14 protein-coding genes and 1 pseudogene are annotated in these 14,292 nt (G+C 72.3%); 9 read left to right on the forward strand and 6 right to left on the reverse strand.

The genetic code is table 11. The annotated features are described in order from the left end of the window. Nucleotides 1-37: 37 nt before the first annotated feature. Nucleotides 38-1,000, forward strand: a complete 963-nt coding sequence (locus ACZ7J0_RS05770; protein WP_470884380.1) for a helix-turn-helix transcriptional regulator — start codon at nucleotides 38-40, stop codon at nucleotides 998-1,000. Nucleotides 1,001-1,052: 52 nt separating this feature from the next. On the opposite strand, the gene ACZ7J0_RS05775 is transcribed toward ACZ7J0_RS05770, so the two are convergent. Beyond that, a complete protein-coding gene (locus ACZ7J0_RS05775) occupies nucleotides 1,053-1,973 on the reverse strand; it encodes an SDR family oxidoreductase (protein ID WP_470884382.1) in 921 nt (306 codons plus the stop codon). A 99-nt stretch (nucleotides 1,974-2,072) separates the two neighbouring features. On the opposite strand from ACZ7J0_RS05775, the gene ACZ7J0_RS05780 reads away from it, so the two are divergent. After that, entirely contained in the window at nucleotides 2,073-2,591 is a 519-nt protein-coding gene (locus ACZ7J0_RS05780) for a DUF4240 domain-containing protein (RefSeq protein ID WP_470885143.1), read from the forward strand. A gap of 57 nt (nucleotides 2,592-2,648) precedes the next feature. On the opposite strand, the gene ACZ7J0_RS05785 is transcribed toward ACZ7J0_RS05780, so the two are convergent. After that, entirely contained in the window at nucleotides 2,649-3,434 is a 786-nt protein-coding gene (locus ACZ7J0_RS05785) for an SDR family NAD(P)-dependent oxidoreductase (RefSeq protein ID WP_470884384.1), read from the reverse strand. 108 nt (nucleotides 3,435-3,542) lie between these two features. On the opposite strand from ACZ7J0_RS05785, the gene ACZ7J0_RS05790 reads away from it, so the two are divergent. Beyond that, the gene (locus ACZ7J0_RS05790) at nucleotides 3,543-4,196 is read left to right on the forward strand and encodes a TetR family transcriptional regulator (RefSeq protein ID WP_470884386.1); all 654 of its coding nucleotides are present in this window, start codon (nucleotides 3,543-3,545) and stop codon (nucleotides 4,194-4,196) included. A 73-nt stretch (nucleotides 4,197-4,269) separates the two neighbouring features. Here ACZ7J0_RS05790 and ACZ7J0_RS05795 read toward each other — a convergent pair whose 3' ends face one another. Beyond that, nucleotides 4,270-5,826: a serine hydrolase gene (locus ACZ7J0_RS05795; protein ID WP_470884387.1), complete on the reverse strand. Its 1,557-nt coding sequence runs from the start codon at nucleotides 5,824-5,826 to the stop codon at nucleotides 4,270-4,272. After that, nucleotides 5,823-6,167, reverse strand: a pseudogene (locus tag ACZ7J0_RS05800) (precorrin-6A/cobalt-precorrin-6A reductase); the annotation flags it as partial. The gene ACZ7J0_RS05795 and the pseudogene ACZ7J0_RS05800, both read right to left, overlap by 4 nt. A 33-nt stretch (nucleotides 6,168-6,200) precedes the next feature. Here ACZ7J0_RS05800 and ACZ7J0_RS05805 point away from each other — a divergent pair. Beyond that, entirely contained in the window at nucleotides 6,201-7,124 is a 924-nt protein-coding gene (locus tag ACZ7J0_RS05805) for a TIGR01777 family oxidoreductase (protein ID WP_470884389.1), read from the forward strand. A gap of 167 nt (nucleotides 7,125-7,291) precedes the next feature. Continuing rightward, nucleotides 7,292-8,680 (forward strand): NAD(P)/FAD-dependent oxidoreductase, encoded by a 1,389-nt coding sequence (locus ACZ7J0_RS05810; protein ID WP_470884391.1) that lies wholly within the window; start codon nucleotides 7,292-7,294, stop codon nucleotides 8,678-8,680. A gap of 96 nt (nucleotides 8,681-8,776) precedes the next feature. Here ACZ7J0_RS05810 and ACZ7J0_RS05815 read toward each other — a convergent pair whose 3' ends face one another. Further along, entirely contained in the window at nucleotides 8,777-10,219 is a 1,443-nt protein-coding gene (locus ACZ7J0_RS05815; protein ID WP_470884392.1) for a regulator, read from the reverse strand. A 231-nt stretch (nucleotides 10,220-10,450) separates the two neighbouring features. Here ACZ7J0_RS05815 and lipB point away from each other — a divergent pair, with 231 nt between their 5' ends. From lipB to ACZ7J0_RS05835, 4 genes are all read left to right on the forward strand, one after another. Beyond that, nucleotides 10,451-11,260, forward strand: a complete 810-nt coding sequence (gene lipB / locus ACZ7J0_RS05820) for a lipoyl(octanoyl) transferase LipB (RefSeq protein ID WP_470884394.1) — start codon at nucleotides 10,451-10,453, stop codon at nucleotides 11,258-11,260. Nucleotides 11,261-11,361: 101 nt separating this feature from the next. After that, on the forward strand, nucleotides 11,362-12,327 hold the full coding sequence (gene lipA / locus ACZ7J0_RS05825; protein WP_469118224.1) for a lipoyl synthase: 966 nt from the start codon (nucleotides 11,362-11,364) through the stop codon (nucleotides 12,325-12,327). A gap of 270 nt (nucleotides 12,328-12,597) precedes the next feature. Next, nucleotides 12,598-12,810: an SCO2195 family GlnR-regulated protein gene (locus tag ACZ7J0_RS05830; protein ID WP_470884396.1), complete on the forward strand. Its 213-nt coding sequence runs from the start codon at nucleotides 12,598-12,600 to the stop codon at nucleotides 12,808-12,810. 10 nt (nucleotides 12,811-12,820) lie between these two features. Next, complete coding sequence (locus ACZ7J0_RS05835; protein ID WP_470884398.1) at nucleotides 12,821-13,528, forward strand: DUF4191 domain-containing protein; 708 nt, start codon at nucleotides 12,821-12,823, stop codon at nucleotides 13,526-13,528. Between the two features lie 112 nt (nucleotides 13,529-13,640). On the opposite strand, the gene ACZ7J0_RS05840 is transcribed toward ACZ7J0_RS05835, so the two are convergent. Continuing rightward, a complete protein-coding gene (locus ACZ7J0_RS05840) occupies nucleotides 13,641-14,108 on the reverse strand; it encodes an RDD family protein (RefSeq protein WP_470884400.1) in 468 nt (155 codons plus the stop codon). Nucleotides 14,109-14,292: the final 184 nt, after the last annotated feature.

Raw genomic sequence — 14,292 nt, forward strand, 5'->3', positions numbered from 1 at the left:
GCTCAGGCCCGGCGGGGGCCTCCTGCATGATGTGGGCATGCGCGCTGCCCGGCTCATCAAGATGGTGCTCCTGCTCCAGTCCAGGCCGTCGATGACCGCCGCCGAGCTGGCGCGGGAGCTGGAAGTGTCCGAGCGGACCATCACCCGGGACGCGCTCGCCCTCTCGGAGGCGGGGGTTCCGGTGTACGCGGACCGGGGCCGCGCGGGTGGCTACCGCCTGATCGGCGGATACCGGACGCGGCTGACGGGTCTCGCCCGCGGCGAGGCCGAGGCGCTGTTCCTGTCGGGGGTGCCGGGGGCGCTGCGCGAGATGGGTCTGGACGACGCCGCCTCGGCGGCCCGGCTCAAGGTGTCGGCCGCACTCCTGCCGTCGCTGCGGGACGCCTCCGACACGGCGGCGCAGCGCTTCCACCTGGACGCGCCCGGCTGGTACCAGGAGCCCGAGACGCCGGAGCTGCTGCCGGTCGTCGCCGAGGCGGTGTGGGAGGACCGGCTGATCCGCGCCCGCTACCGGCGGCAGGACCGGGAGGTGGAGCGGGAACTGGCGCCGCACGGCCTCGTGCTCAAGGCGGGCGTCTGGTACCTGTGCGCCCGCGCGGACGAGTCGTTCCGGGTGTACCGGATCGACCGGTTCACCGCCGTCGCGCTCGGTGGGGAGCGTTTCGTCCGGGCCGGCACCTTCGATCTGACCGGCTTCTGGGAGGAACGGGCGGCGGAGTTCGCCCGGTCGCTGCTGAGGACGGAGGTGGTGCTCCGCCTCTCTCCGGCCGGGGCGCGCCGTCTCCCGTACGCCACGGACCGCGCGGCGGCCCAGGAGGCGGTGTCCGCGGGCGTGACGGACGAGGGCGGCCGGCTCACGGTCCGCCTGCGCGTCGAGTCGGAGGAGGTCGCGTACGGCCAGCTGCTCGGCCTGGGGCCGGAGGCGGAGATCCTTGAACCGGCGCCTCTGCGGGAGCGGTTCGCGGAGGCGGCGAGGGGGCTTGGGCGGTTGTACGGGTGACGCCCGCGGGGGCGTGCGACCTGCCGGGCGGGCACACGCCCCCACGGGTGGGTCACCGATAGTCCGCAGGGTCCGGCTTCGTCTCGGTGGACTCGTTCGCCATGATGAAGCCCCAGGCGTCCGGCGCCGAGCCGTCCGCGTCCGTGAAGCCGTACTCCTTCGCGAGTTGGCCGCTCGACAGCGACTGGCCGTTCCACCGGGCCCGGTCCGGGTCCGCCGCCAGCGCCGCCACCGCGCGGCCCACGTACACCGGCGACTCCGCGATCACGAAGTCCGGCACCTCGGCGATGGCGTCGCGCCAGTTCGCCTCCGTCACCCCGAACGTCTCCAGCATCTGCTCGGAGCGGAGGAAGCCGGGCGTCAGGGCCACCGCCGTGCCGCCCACCGACTCCAGGTCGTGGGCGAGCGCGAAGGCCATCCGGATCGGCGCGTTCTTGGTGAGGTCGTAGAAGAAGTTCTCCCGGAAGCGGGTGTTGTACTCCGCCGTGCCGTCGGTGACCTCGACCACCAGCCCCCCGGGGTTGCGGATGAGCAGGGGCAGCGCGAGGCGGCTGGTGATCGCGTGGGTCTTCACGCCGAGCTCCAGCATCCGCAGGCCGCTGTCCAGGTCGGTCTCCCAGAGCTTCTTGCCGAAGACGATCAGGTGCTCGCCGCCCCAGACGTCGTTGACGAGAACGTCCAGGCGGCCGTGGTCCTGGTCGATGCGATCGACCAGGGCCCGCACCTGGTCGACTTCGAGGTGGTCGGTGGGGACGGCGATGCCCTCGCCGCCTGCCGCCGTGACCAGTTCGGCGGTCTCCTCGATGGTCTCGGTCGGCCTGCCGACCTCGCTGACCCGCGTGCGGGTGGTGCGGCCGGTGACGTACACGGTGGCGCCCGCCGCGCCGAGCTGGACGGCGATGGCCCGGCCGGCGCCCCGGGTCGCGCCCGCGACCAGTGCGATCCGTCCGTCGAGTGGTGTGTCTGTCGTCATGGAATCGACGGTCACACGGAAACCCGACATCTGCTGTCCGGTTTCATTTCGGTGGCTCCGCGTGCGCCGCCCTCCGCCAAGGCCGATGCTTGTGCCGTGATGGACGAGACGGAGTTCTGGGAGATCGTGGACGGTACTCGCGAAGCCGCCGAGGGTGATCCCGAGGAACAGGCCGACCTACTGGTCGAGCGGCTGCTGCAGTTCGATCCGGACTCCGTGCTGGATTTCGCACGGCATTTCGAGGCCCGGTACAACCGCGCGTACCGCTGGGATCTGTGGGGCGCGGCCGCCGTACTGCTCGAGGGCGCGAGTGACGACGTCTTCGACTACTTCCGTTGCTGGCTCATCGGCCAGGGCCGGGAGGTCTTCGAGGGCGCGGTGCACGACCCGGACGCGCTCGCGGAACTGCTGGACGACTTCGACGAGGAGATCGACGGGGACGGCGAGGAGCTGGGGTACGCGGCCGACGAGGCGTACGAACAGCTGACCGGAGTGGTGGCGCCGGATCTGGGAATCCCGCCGCAAAGCGCCGAGCCGGAGGGCTCGCCGTTCGACCTGGAGGACGAGGCGGTGCTGGCGGAGCGCTTCCCCCGGCTGTGGCAGCGGTTCGCGCGCTGAGGTCGCGTCCGGGCGTGTACGGGCTCCGCCGGCGCCGGTCCGGCGGAGCCGACGACGTCAGAAGTGGGTTCCGCCGTCGATGCGGACCTCGGTGCCGGTGATGAACCGTCCGTCGGCGGAGGCGAGCATCGCGACGACGGACGCCACGGTCTCGGGACCGGCGAAGCCCTGACCGAGGGCGGGGGCCAGCTTCATGAAGAGGGACATGTCGGCGTCGGCGGGCAGGCCCGGGCCGACGCTGGACCTGCTGGCTCCGCTGCCGTCGGTCATGCCGGAGGAGATGGAACCGGGCTGTACGGCGGTGAAGCGGATGCCCTGCTTTCCGTACTCGCTCGCCAGGGCGTGGGTCATGGACTGGATGCCGCCCTTGCTGGCCGCGTAGGCCGCCATGTACGGGTGGGCGAACGCCGCCGATGTGGAGCTGAAGTTGACGACGGCGGAGTCGTGCCCGTCGAGCAGCGCGGGTATCGCCTCGCGGATCATCAGGAAGGTGCCCGTCAGATTGACCGCGATGATCTTGTTGAAGTCGGCGAGGCTGGTCTCGTGGGTGTGTCCGGAGCGCAGGATTCCGGCCGCGTTGACGAGTACGTCGAGCCCGCCGAGCGCGCCGACGGCCGCCGCCACGCCCTCGCGAACCGCCTGCTCGTCGGAGATGTCGAGGACGAGGGTGGTGAGCCGCTCCGCCGTGGCACCCGACTTCTCGACGGTGTCCTTGAGGCCCGCCTCGCTGACATCGGCGGCGACGACGGTGCCGCCCTCGGCGAGGAGGCGCAGGACGGTGGCCTGGCCGATGCCGGATCCGCCGCCGGTGACGAGCGCGCGGCGGCCTTCGTAGCGGTTCATGTGTCTGGAGCCTCTCGGTGGTGGAGGCTCCACGGTACGCCTGCATGGCACGTTTTGCCATCATTGCATGACATGCCGATGCGGCAGAGCGGGCGTACGCTTCGTCCGGTGAGCACCAAGCAGCCGCCCCTCTCGCTGACCGAGCGCCGCAAGGCCGCGACCCAGCTCGACATCGCCCGCGCCGCCGCCGAGCTCTTCACCGAACACGGCCCCGACGGCACCACGGCCGAGGAGATCGCACACCGGGCGGGGGTCGCCCTGCGCACCTTCTACCGCTACTTCCGCAGCAAGCAGGACGCGGTCGCACCGCTCCTCGCGGTCGGCGCGGACCGCTGGCGGGAGTCGCTCGCGGCGGCCGGGCCGGGCTCGGCCGTGCCCGCCGCGCTGGAGGCGTCCATCGAGGAGGCGCTGTCCGGCCGGGACGAGGAGGCCGCCGAGGGGCTGCGCCGGACGCGCGGACTGCTGCGCGCCGCGGCGGACGACGCGGCGCTGCGCGCCGTCTGGTACCGGGTCAACCAGGAGTCGGAGGAGAAGCTGCTTCCGGTGGTTTCCGCGCTGGCCGGTCCCGGCGCGGACCCGTTGGAGGTACGGCTCGCGGCCGCCGCGGCGACGGACGCGATCCGGATCGCGCTGGAAGCGTGGGCGGAGGCGGACGCGCCCGTGACGGGCCCGGGCTCCCCCGCCGCGCTCGCCGTCCGCTGCCTGCGTGAACTGATGGGCGGAATGCGCCCGTTGGCGCCCCGGGAGGCGCCGGGGCCCTAGGGAGTGTGACGCCGCGAGGGAGAAGCGGCAGTCCCCGCGGACACCCGCGGGGACTGCCAGGCACTACCGGGTACTACCGGGTGAACGTCCCCAGCCCCTCCGCGTTCAGGTACTCGACGGTGAACGACTTCCCGTCCGGGGTGAAGGTGACCCCGGTGCGCCCGATGGCGTTCTCACCGGCGGTCTCGAAGCTGAACGTGTCGCCGGCGTAGTGCGTCAGGCGGTACGACTGGGACTTCGGGCCGAGCCGGAGGGTCAGGGTGCCGTTGGTGGCGGCGACGACCTCGGCCGAGCCGTAGTAGGCGTTGCGGTACCTGCCCGTGTAGGTGTCGGCGGCCTTGGCGGGCGCGGCGCCGGACGGCGGGTGGGCGTAGTCGGTCTTCGACCGGAGCGCGTCCGTCTGCTGCTTGTACACCTGGTCGACGAGCGGTATCCAGTCGCGGGTGGGCCGGCCGTGCTCCGCGATGTCGAAGAAGTCGAGCGCGACGGCGTCGGCGACGCCGACCGGTGAGGTGTTGGTGAGGACGACGATGCCGAGCTGCTCGCCCGGCAGCATCGTGACGTTGGTGTGCGCACCCAGGGCGAACCCTCCGGTGTGCGACAGCTTGAGCCGGCCCGCGTCGTCGTAACTCACGTTCCAGCCCAGGCCGTAGAAGCCCGTCCGGGCGGCCGGGGCTTGGGGCGGGTTGGAGATCGCCTCGGGCCAGTGGGTGCGCTGCAGGGCGTCGGCGGCGATGATCTGCCGCCCGTCCAGCTTGCCGTCGCCGAGCTGGAGCTTCAGCCAGGTCGCCATGTCACGGGCGGACGAGCTGACGCCGCCGGCCGGGGATTGGGCGTCCGGGTCGCGTACGTACTGCGCCTTCCAGGTGCCGTCGGCGGCCTTCGCGTGCCCGTAGGCGCGGTCGGGGGCGTTCACGAAGTCCTCGAAGCGGGAGCTGGTGTGGTCCATGCCGGCAGGCTTGTACAGGGTGTCGGCGGACAGCTTCTCCCACGGCACGCCCTTCTCTTCCGCCACGGCCTGCGCGGCGGCCGTCAGGCCGAAGTTGGTGTAGGCGTAGCTCGCCCGGAACGGGGTGAGGGGCTCGTAGCGCAGGTGGGACAGGATGTACGCCCGGTCGTAGCCGAGGTCTTCGAGGAGGTCCCCGGCGTGGTCGGGGAGGCCGCTGCGGTGCGAGAACAGGTCGGCGACCGTCATGTGCGAGGTGACCCACGGGTCCTTGAGGCGGAAGTCCGGCACGTTCGGGGCGACGGGTTTCGTCCAGCCGTCGACGCCGACGGCGCCGGAGACCACCGTGGAGGCGATCGGCTTCGAGACGGACGCGAGCTGGAAGACGGTGTCGGCGTCGACGGTGGGCTTCTCGCCGGCCTTCCGCACGCCGTACCCCTGGAGTTTGACCACCTTGCCGTCGTGGACGACGGCGATGGCCACGCCCGGTGCGCCGGTGCGTTTCATGGCCGCCTCGACCACTCCGTCCAGCCGGTCGACGGCCCGCCGCACGTCCGCGTCGTCGAGCTGGGACGGCGGCTCGGCCGGGGGCGGCGAAGGTCCCGGGGCCGTGGCGCCCAGGAGCGCCGTGGCGCCCAGAAGCGCCGTGAGTCCCGCTGCGGGCAGCCATCGAACGGTGCTCATTTCTCCATTGAAAGTCCTGCGGCCGCGTCTGTCGCGCGCTGGTCGCGGGCCCGTGCCCAGACGGCCGCCTCCTCCGGGGTCGCCGCCGTCGCCACACCCTCCGGGGCCGGCGGGTGGCGCACGAGGACGACCGGGGCGCCCCCTTCGCGGGCAGCGGCGAGTTGGGGGGCGGTCGCGTCGCCGCCGCAGTCCTTCGTGACCAGGACGTCGATCCGGTGCCGGGCGAGCAGTGCGCGCTCTCCGTCGAGGGTGAACGGCCCGCGTTCCAGGGGGAGGTGGTGGCAGCGGCCCGGGCCGCGGTCCCCGAGTCCGTCGAGGGGCGGCGGCGGCCCTCTCGTTGATCACAACCCGATACGTGCCCCAGGCAGGGCAGGATGACGTGCATGCACTCCTCGGCTCCCCGTACCCGTATCGCGGTCACCGGCGCGTCCGGACTCATCGGCTCGGCCCTCGTGCGCTCCCTGCGCGCGGACGGCCACGAGGTGCTCCGCCTGGTGCGCCGCCCGGCCCGTACGGCCGACGAGGTCGAGTGGGACCCGAGGCGGCTGTACGTGGACGCCGCCGGCCTCGTCGGCTGCGAGGCGTTCGTCCATCTCGCCGGGGCCGGTGTCGGCGAGCGCCGCTGGACCGCGGCGTACAAGCGGGAGATCCGCGACAGCCGGGTCCTGGGCACGACCGCCGTGGCGCGGACCCTCGCCTCCCTGGCGGAGCCGCCGAAGGTGCTGGTCTGCGGGACCGCGCTCGGCTACTACGGCGACACGGGCACCCGAGCGGTGGACGAGACGGCCCCGGCCGGTGAGGGGTTCCTGCCGTCCGTGTGCGTGGAGTGGGAGGCCGCGGCGGCGCCGGCCGAGGAGGCCGGCATCCGGGTCGCGTTCGCCCGTACCGGTCTGGTGGTGGCCCGGAAGGGCGGCGCCTGGGGGCGGCTGTTCCCCGTGTTCCGGGCCGGGTTGGGCGGTCGGATGGGGTCCGGCCGGCAGTACTGGAGCTTCATCTCGCTTCACGACGAGATCGCGGCGCTGCGGCACATCATCGACACCGACGAGCTGGCCGGGCCGGTGAATCTGACGGCGCCGGAACCGGTCACCAACGGTGAGGTGACGGCGGCGATGGGCCGGGTACTGCGCCGCCCCACGCTCCTCCCGGTCCCCTCGCTCGCCCTGCGGGTGGTCCTCGGCGACTTCGCCGAGGACGTGCTGGGCAGTCAGCGGGTGCTGCCGGGGCGGCTGTTGGAGACGGGGTTCAGCTTCGCGTTCCCGCGCATCGACGAGGCGATCCGGGCGGCCGCACGGGCGTGACCGCCCCGGTCCGTACATCCGTGCGACCCCCTGTGCTCCGGTGATCCGGTGGCGTGCGACTCCCCCGCTCCGGAAGGCTTTCTAGGCTCGACCGGAACTCGGGCATTCCGGGGGCCTGTTGGGGGCATGAGCCTCCCACCAGCCGGGCCGACCTCGGGGAGGGGCACGTGCTCACCACCGCACGCCATACGGACGTCGTCATTGTCGGAGCAGGGATCGCGGGACTTTCGGCAGCTCATCAGCTGACCAGCGCCGGGGTCACCGTCAGGGTCCTGGAGGCCGCGCCCCGGGTGGGGGGCCGGATGACCACGGAGGTGATCGACGGCTTCCGGCTCGACCGGATCGGGCAGTTGCTCAACACCTCCTACCCGGAGCTGGAGCGCACCCCGGGCCTGGACGGCGCGGTCATGCGGACCTTCTCGCCGGGGGTGCTGGTGCACACCGACGGCCGGTATGTCCGCACGGGCGAAGGGAGCGGCGCCCGATGGGCCGCACCGCACGCGCTGCGGGGCGCGGCGAAGGGAGCCGCGCACGGCCCCTGGGGCGTAGGGAGGGGGTCCCCCCACGCCCCCTGGGGCGTAGGGGGAGCCTTCACCGTGGCGCGCGCCCTCGCGAGCGCCCCCCGCTCGCTCGACCAGGCCCGCCTGTCCGCGATGTTCGCCCGCCTCGCGGGTACGCCGACCCCGCGCCTGCTGGCCCGCCCGGAGCGGACCTCCCTGGAGTCGCTGACCGCCCGGCTGCCGTCCCGTACCGTCCAGGGCTTCCTGCGGCCACTGCTGGCGGCGCTGCTGTGCGATCCGGATCTCGCCACCTCCAGCAGGTGCGCCGATCTCGCGCTGCGGGGCTTCGCGCGCGGCCGGTTGTGCGTCCCGGAGGGCGGCGCCTCCGCCCTGCCGGAGCTGCTGGCGGACGCCCTGCCTCCGGGGACGGTCCACACGGGCGTGAGGGTGCGGGACGCGTCGATCAGCGGGGTCGTCACCGAGGAGCACGGCACCTTCGCCTGCCGGTCGGTAGTCGTCGCGACGGGCGCCCGCGCCGCCGTCGAACTGCTCCCGGGGCTGCGCGTACCGTCGTTCCACAGCGTGACGGTGCTCCATCACACCGCGCCCGTTCCCCCGATGGCGGATCCGGCGCTGCTGCTGGAGGCGGACCCGGCCGGGCCGGTCGCCCACACCGCCGTGATGAGCGAGGTCGACCCGTCACGCGCCCCCCAGGGCCGGGTGTTGATCAGTTCGACGGTCCTCGGCGCCCCGCCGGACGAGCTGGACCGCAGGGTCCGCGCCCATCTGTCCCGGCTGTACGGCGTCCCCACTGACGACTGGGAGCTGCTCGCCCTCCACCACGACCCCGAGGCGGTCCCGGCGATGCCCCCACCGCACGACCCGCGCCGCCCGGTGCGCCTGCTCGCCGGGCTGTACGTCTGCGGGGACCACCGGGACACCAGCACGGTCCAGGGCGCCCTCTTCTCGGGCCGCCGCGCGGCGCACGCGGTCCTGCGCGACTTCGGCATCAAGGCCGGTTACGGCGCCGCCGCCCTGGAAACGGCGGCGGCCTAGGACCACCCTGCGCTGCTCGGCGAGGAGAGGCATGCCACCCGTACGGAGGCCGGGGCCGCCTTCCCGGCGGCCCCGCGCCGGGTCGCACGCGCCCTTCTAGCCGATGGCCGCCACGCGGTCCCGGTAGGTCCGCACGGCGGAGGCGTCGCGGTACGGCTCCAGCCTGCGCTCGAAGTCGCGTACGTACTCCACGGCCCGCGCGGAGCGCATCTCCGAGGCCTGCTGCGCCGCCTCCGCGCCCAGGGCGCACGCCTGGTCCAGCTCGCCGAGGCCGAGCCGGGCCGAGGCCAGCACCACCCGGCTGAAGAGCCGGCTCCGGGCGTAGGCGGGTGAGCGGAGCTGCAGCGAGCGCTCCGCGTGCTGGGCCGCGGCCCGGTACTGCTGGAGATCGCGGTGGCAGTGGCCGAAGTCGGAGGCCAGCTGCGCCTCGTCGAAGGCCCGCGCCCAGTACGGCATCTCGTCCCCGGGTCTGGCCGCTTCGAGGGCCCGCTCGGCGCGCGCGAGCGAGGCGCTGCACGCCCGTACGTCGCCGAGGACCCCGTGTCCGCGCGCCTCGACCGCGTGGAGCAACGCCTGGACGACGGGCGGCGCGGCGGAGCCGAGGCCCTGTTGGGCGACCCGGGCGAGCTGGACCGCCTCGCGTCCGTGCCCGAGATAGACGGCCTGCCGACTCATGGTGATCAGGACGTACGAGCCGTAGGCCCGGTCGCCGGCCGCCTGGGAGAGCCGCAGGGCCTGGACGAAGTAGCGCTGGGCCAGTCCGTGTGCCGCGATGTCGTACGAGGTCCAGCCCGCGAGCCGGGTCAGATCGGCGGCCGCCGCGAACAGGCGCCGTCCGACGGTCTCGCCGTACGTCCCGCGCAGCATCGGCTCCGCCTCGTGCTCCAGATAGCGCACGAGGGCCTGACGGGCGTGCCCTCCGCCGTAGGCGTGGTCGAGGGTGCGGAAGAGCTCTCCGACGGAGCGCAGCGCCGCGACGTCCCCGCCGGAGACGCGCTGGCCGGGCCCGCGGTCGGTGGTGCGCTGGCGCGGTACGGAGGGGCGGCCCTGGACCGGGATGCGGGCGGCGTGCGGGGCGGGCTCGCCGCGGCCCACCCGGTCGTCGGCCCGCCCGATCAGCCAGTCGCGGCTCGGCACCACCAGCCCCGCCGGCGTGAAGGCGATCTTGCGGAGTTCGGCGTGGCTTCCGGAGTCCTTGCGCCACAGGCCGCCGACGATGTCGACGGCCTCCTCGGGGGTGGCCGCGAACTCCAGACCGGCGTAGACCGGGGCGCAGGCGTCGAGGCCGAGGTCCTGGGCGGACAGCCGCCGGCCCAGGCGCCGGGTGAAGACCTCGGCGATCAGGGCGGGCGTGGTGCCGCGCGGCTGCTGGCCACGGAGCCAGCGGGTCACGGAGGTCTTGTCGTACCGGAGATCGAGGCCGTGCTCGAGGCCGAGCTGGTCGACCCTTCTGGCGAGTCCGGCGTTGGAGAATCCGGCCTCGGCGATGAGCGCGGCGAGCTGGCGGTTCGGGGTGCGCTGCGGGGGTCGTTCCGTCATCAGCTGTGCGGTCTCCTGCCTTCCGGGCCCCGGGGTGCAGCCCTCATGGAACGGCGCGAATTTAGCGGCCCCGATCGCCCAAACCACCACCTTCGCCCCACATTCATCCGATCGTGTGAGGATTGGGGGCGGCGCTGACGGGAACGACCTGCCGGTCCGTCTTTCGTACCGCCGCCGTACAGTGGCGGGGGCGCGTTAAGTGCACGGTGCAGTTGCTAGGGAGGCATTGCCGTGAGTGAGCTGCGATTCGTCCATCTGGGCTTCGGCGAACACGCCGTCGAGTACCAGGAGGCGTGGGACAAGCAGCGCGAGGTGCACGCGGCCCGGTTCGCCGACGAGACCCCGGACACCTGTCTTCTCCTGGAGCACCCGCCGGTCTACACCGCGGGACGGCGCACGGAGGACAGCGAGCGCCCCCTGGACGGGACCCCGGTCGTCGACGTGGACCGGGGCGGGAAGATCACCTGGCACGGCCCCGGCCAGCTCGTCGGCTACCCGATCCTGAAGCTGCCCCGCCCGGTGGACGTCGTCGCGCACGTCCGCCGCCTGGAGGACGCGCTGATCCGCACGGCCGCCGAGTTCGGCCTGGAGACCAGCCGGGTCGAGGGGCGCAGCGGTGTCTGGGTCCTGGGCGACCCCGTCGAGGAGCGTCCGTCGGTCGGCGGCCTCTCGCTGGACTTCGACCCGCGACTCCACGACGAGGAGTTCGACCCGCGGCTCAACGGCCCCGAGTACGCCCCGTCCAACGCCGGCCAGCGCCGTGAGGACCGCAAGCTCGCGGCGATCGGCATCCGCGTCGCCAAGGGCGTCACCATGCACGGCTTCGCGCTGAACGTGAATCCGGACAACACCTGGTTCGACCGGATCGTGCCGTGCGGCATCCGGGACGCCGGCGTGGCCTCGCTCGCGAGCGAGCTGGGCCGCGACATCACGATCGCGCAGGTGCTGCCCGTCGTGGAGAAGCACCTGCGGGACGTACTGGAGCACGCGGAGCTCAGGCCCCGTGAGATCGAGCGCGCGGCGGAGACGGCCGGCGCCTAGGGAATGCCGAGCTCTGGCCTCAGGTTGGCCAGACGTAAGGCCGCAGGAACAACGGGCGTACCCTGGTGTGCGCCGAAGAATCGAAGCTACAGGGAGCCGATGTGTCCGCAGTCGCACCCGACGGACGCAAGATGCTGCGCCTGGAGGTCCGGAACAGCCAGACCCCCATCGAGCGCAAGCCCGAGTGGATCAAGACCCGGGCGAAGATGGGTCCCGAGTACACCAAGATGCAGAGCCTCGTGAAGAGCGAGGGCCTGCACACGGTCTGCCAGGAAGCCGGCTGTCCGAACATCTTCGAATGCTGGGAGGACCGCGAGGCCACCTTCCTCATCGGCGGTGACCAGTGCACCCGGCGCTGTGACTTCTGCCAGATCGACACGGGCAAGCCCGAGGCGCTCGACCGTGACGAGCCCCGCCGCGTCGGCGAGTCCGTCGTCACCATGGACCTGAACTACGCCACCATCACCGGCGTCGCCCGCGACGACCTGGAGGACGGCGGCGCCTGGCTGTACGCGGAGACCGTGCGCCAGATCCACGCCCAGACGGCGGACCGCGCCGAGGGCCGGACGAAGGTCGAGCTGCTCGCCCCCGACTTCAACGCGGTGCCGGAGCTGCTGGCCGAGGTCTTCTCCTCGCGCCCCGAGGTCTTCGCGCACAACGTCGAGACGGTGCCGCGGATCTTCAAGCGGATCCGTCCCGGTTTCCGTTACGAGCGTTCGCTGGAGGTCATCACCAAGGCCCGGGACTACGGCCTGGTGACCAAGTCGAACCTGATCCTCGGCATGGGCGAGACCCGCGAGGAGGTCAGTGAGGCGCTGCAGCACCTGCACGACGCGGGCTGCGAGCTGATCACGATCACCCAGTACCTGCGCCCCTCCGTGCGCCACCACCCCGTCGAGCGCTGGGTGAAGCCGCAGGAGTTCGTGGAGCTGAAGGAGGAGGCCGACGAGATCGGCTTCTCCGGTGTGATGTCGGGGCCGCTGGTCCGGTCCTCGTACCGCGCCGGGCGGCTTTTCCAGCAGGCGATGGAGCGGCGCGGCGCGACGGCCGCCCCCCAGGCCGGCTAGCTCCCGCACCCCCGCGCCGTGTGAATCGGCGCACAAGCTATTACCCGCCAGTAATGGCCGGTTCGACGTGGCCCGTACGGTCCCCGCAGGTAGGGGCGCTCGTATGGGCCACGTCGGCATGCGGAGGCTCGGTATCAAGGATTCATTGGTGTTTGACCGTCCGGTCACGCCCTGGTAACACCAATCAGTGAGCCTTGGTTGACACCCCGCCGCGACCTTTGCCGCGACCCCCCACCTCGTCTCATCCGCCTTGAGGGAGGACCCACCACCATGCAGGCCGCGACGCATGTACGCGCCCACGCCATCCCGTCCGTCACCGGTGCCCTGCGCGCCGTGGAGGCGCTGCTTCTGGGCAGCGGTCAGCGGACCGCCCGCCGCAACGCCTGGACGTCCGTCCTGGAGGACCGCCGCCGGGCGAAGGACCGGGTCGAGGCTCAGCACGTAATGGAGGCCGTGGCTGGTCGCGCTTCGCGGGCCACGTAAACTTCCAGACATGGCGAGGAAGGCAAACACAGACAGCGTTGACGCTGATGCGAACCCCGGGCGACTGAAGCAGGTCGTTCTGACGTACAAGATGACCCGCAAGGCCGATCCGAAGGTCGGTCTTGTCGTCGCAGGTGTGGGCATCGTCACTCTCGGCGTCCTCCTCGCGATCGGTTTCGTGATCGGTCACCCCGTCTATCTGGGCATCCTGGGCTTCATCCTGGCTCTGCTCGCGATGGCGATCGTCTTCGGCCGTCGCGCCGAGAAGGCCGCCTTCGGTCAGATGGAGGGGCAGCCGGGCGCCGCCGCCGCGGTCCTGCAGAACGTGGGGCGCGGCTGGACGACGACGCCCGCGGTGGCGATGAACCGCAGCCAGGACGTCATCCACCGGGCGGTGGGCAAGGCCGGTGTCGTGCTGGTGGCCGAGGGCAACCCGAACCGGCTCAAGACCCTGCTGGCCGCGGAGAAGAAGAAGATGGCCCGCATCGTGGTGGACGTGCCGGTGCACGACATCATCGTCGGCAACGGCGAGGGCCAGGTGCCGCTGAAGAAGGTCCGTACGACCATGCTGAAGCTGCCCCGGGTGCTCTCCGGCCCCCAGGTCACGGCGGCCAACGACCGGCTGCGCGCGATGGGCGACCTGATGAGCAACATGCCGCTGCCGAAGGGCCCGATGCCCAAGGGCATGCGGATGCCGCGCGGCGGAAAGATGCGCTGACGCGCCGAAAGCGCAGCACAAGAGAGGGGCTCCCCGGTCCGGACCGGGGAGCCCCTCTTCTGTGCCTGCTCTTCTGGCGCCTGCTCTGTGTCTGCTGTTCGGTGCCGCGCTTCTAGATCCGTACCTGGACCGCGCGGGCGAGTCGGTCGTGCAGGCCGCGGCCGTCCCGGTCCCAGATCAGCGCCGGGATCGCCAGGCAGAGCAGGGCGCTGCGGACGACCACCCGGACGGCGCCGAGGCGGCCGCCGTCGGCGGAGATGACGCGCAGACCCATCAGCCGCTTGCCGGGGGTGCTGCCGATCGTGCCCACCGTCAGCACGCTCAGGACGAACAGGACGAGCGTGGCCCAGTTGCCTGCCGCGTTCCAGTGACCCCGGGCGATCAGCCCGTATGCGATCAGCATGCACAGGGCCCAGTCGATGAAGACGGCCCCGAAGCGGCGCCCGAGGGGCGCGATGGAGCCGGGGCCTTCCTGGGGCAGACCGAGGCGCCGGCCCCGGTAACCGAAGTCGACGCCCATGTCCTCGGCCGCCGCGCGCGGTCCGGAGAGCCAAGATCCGATTGCTTGCCTGTTGTCCACCCGACCACGGTACTGCGCCCGTTTTTGATCACTTCGGCCCGGGTCCGCGCCGTGGCTCGAAAGGCACACGCGCACCCGGCCCGGTTAACTTGGTAGAAACAAATGGGTCATGCTTGAGAAATCCCGTCTGCCTATGGTCGGGTCCAGCGTGTGCCACCGCACTGGCCGCACGACCGAGCTACAA

The sequence above is a fragment of the Streptomyces sp. NPDC038280 genome (genome assembly GCF_055600045.1).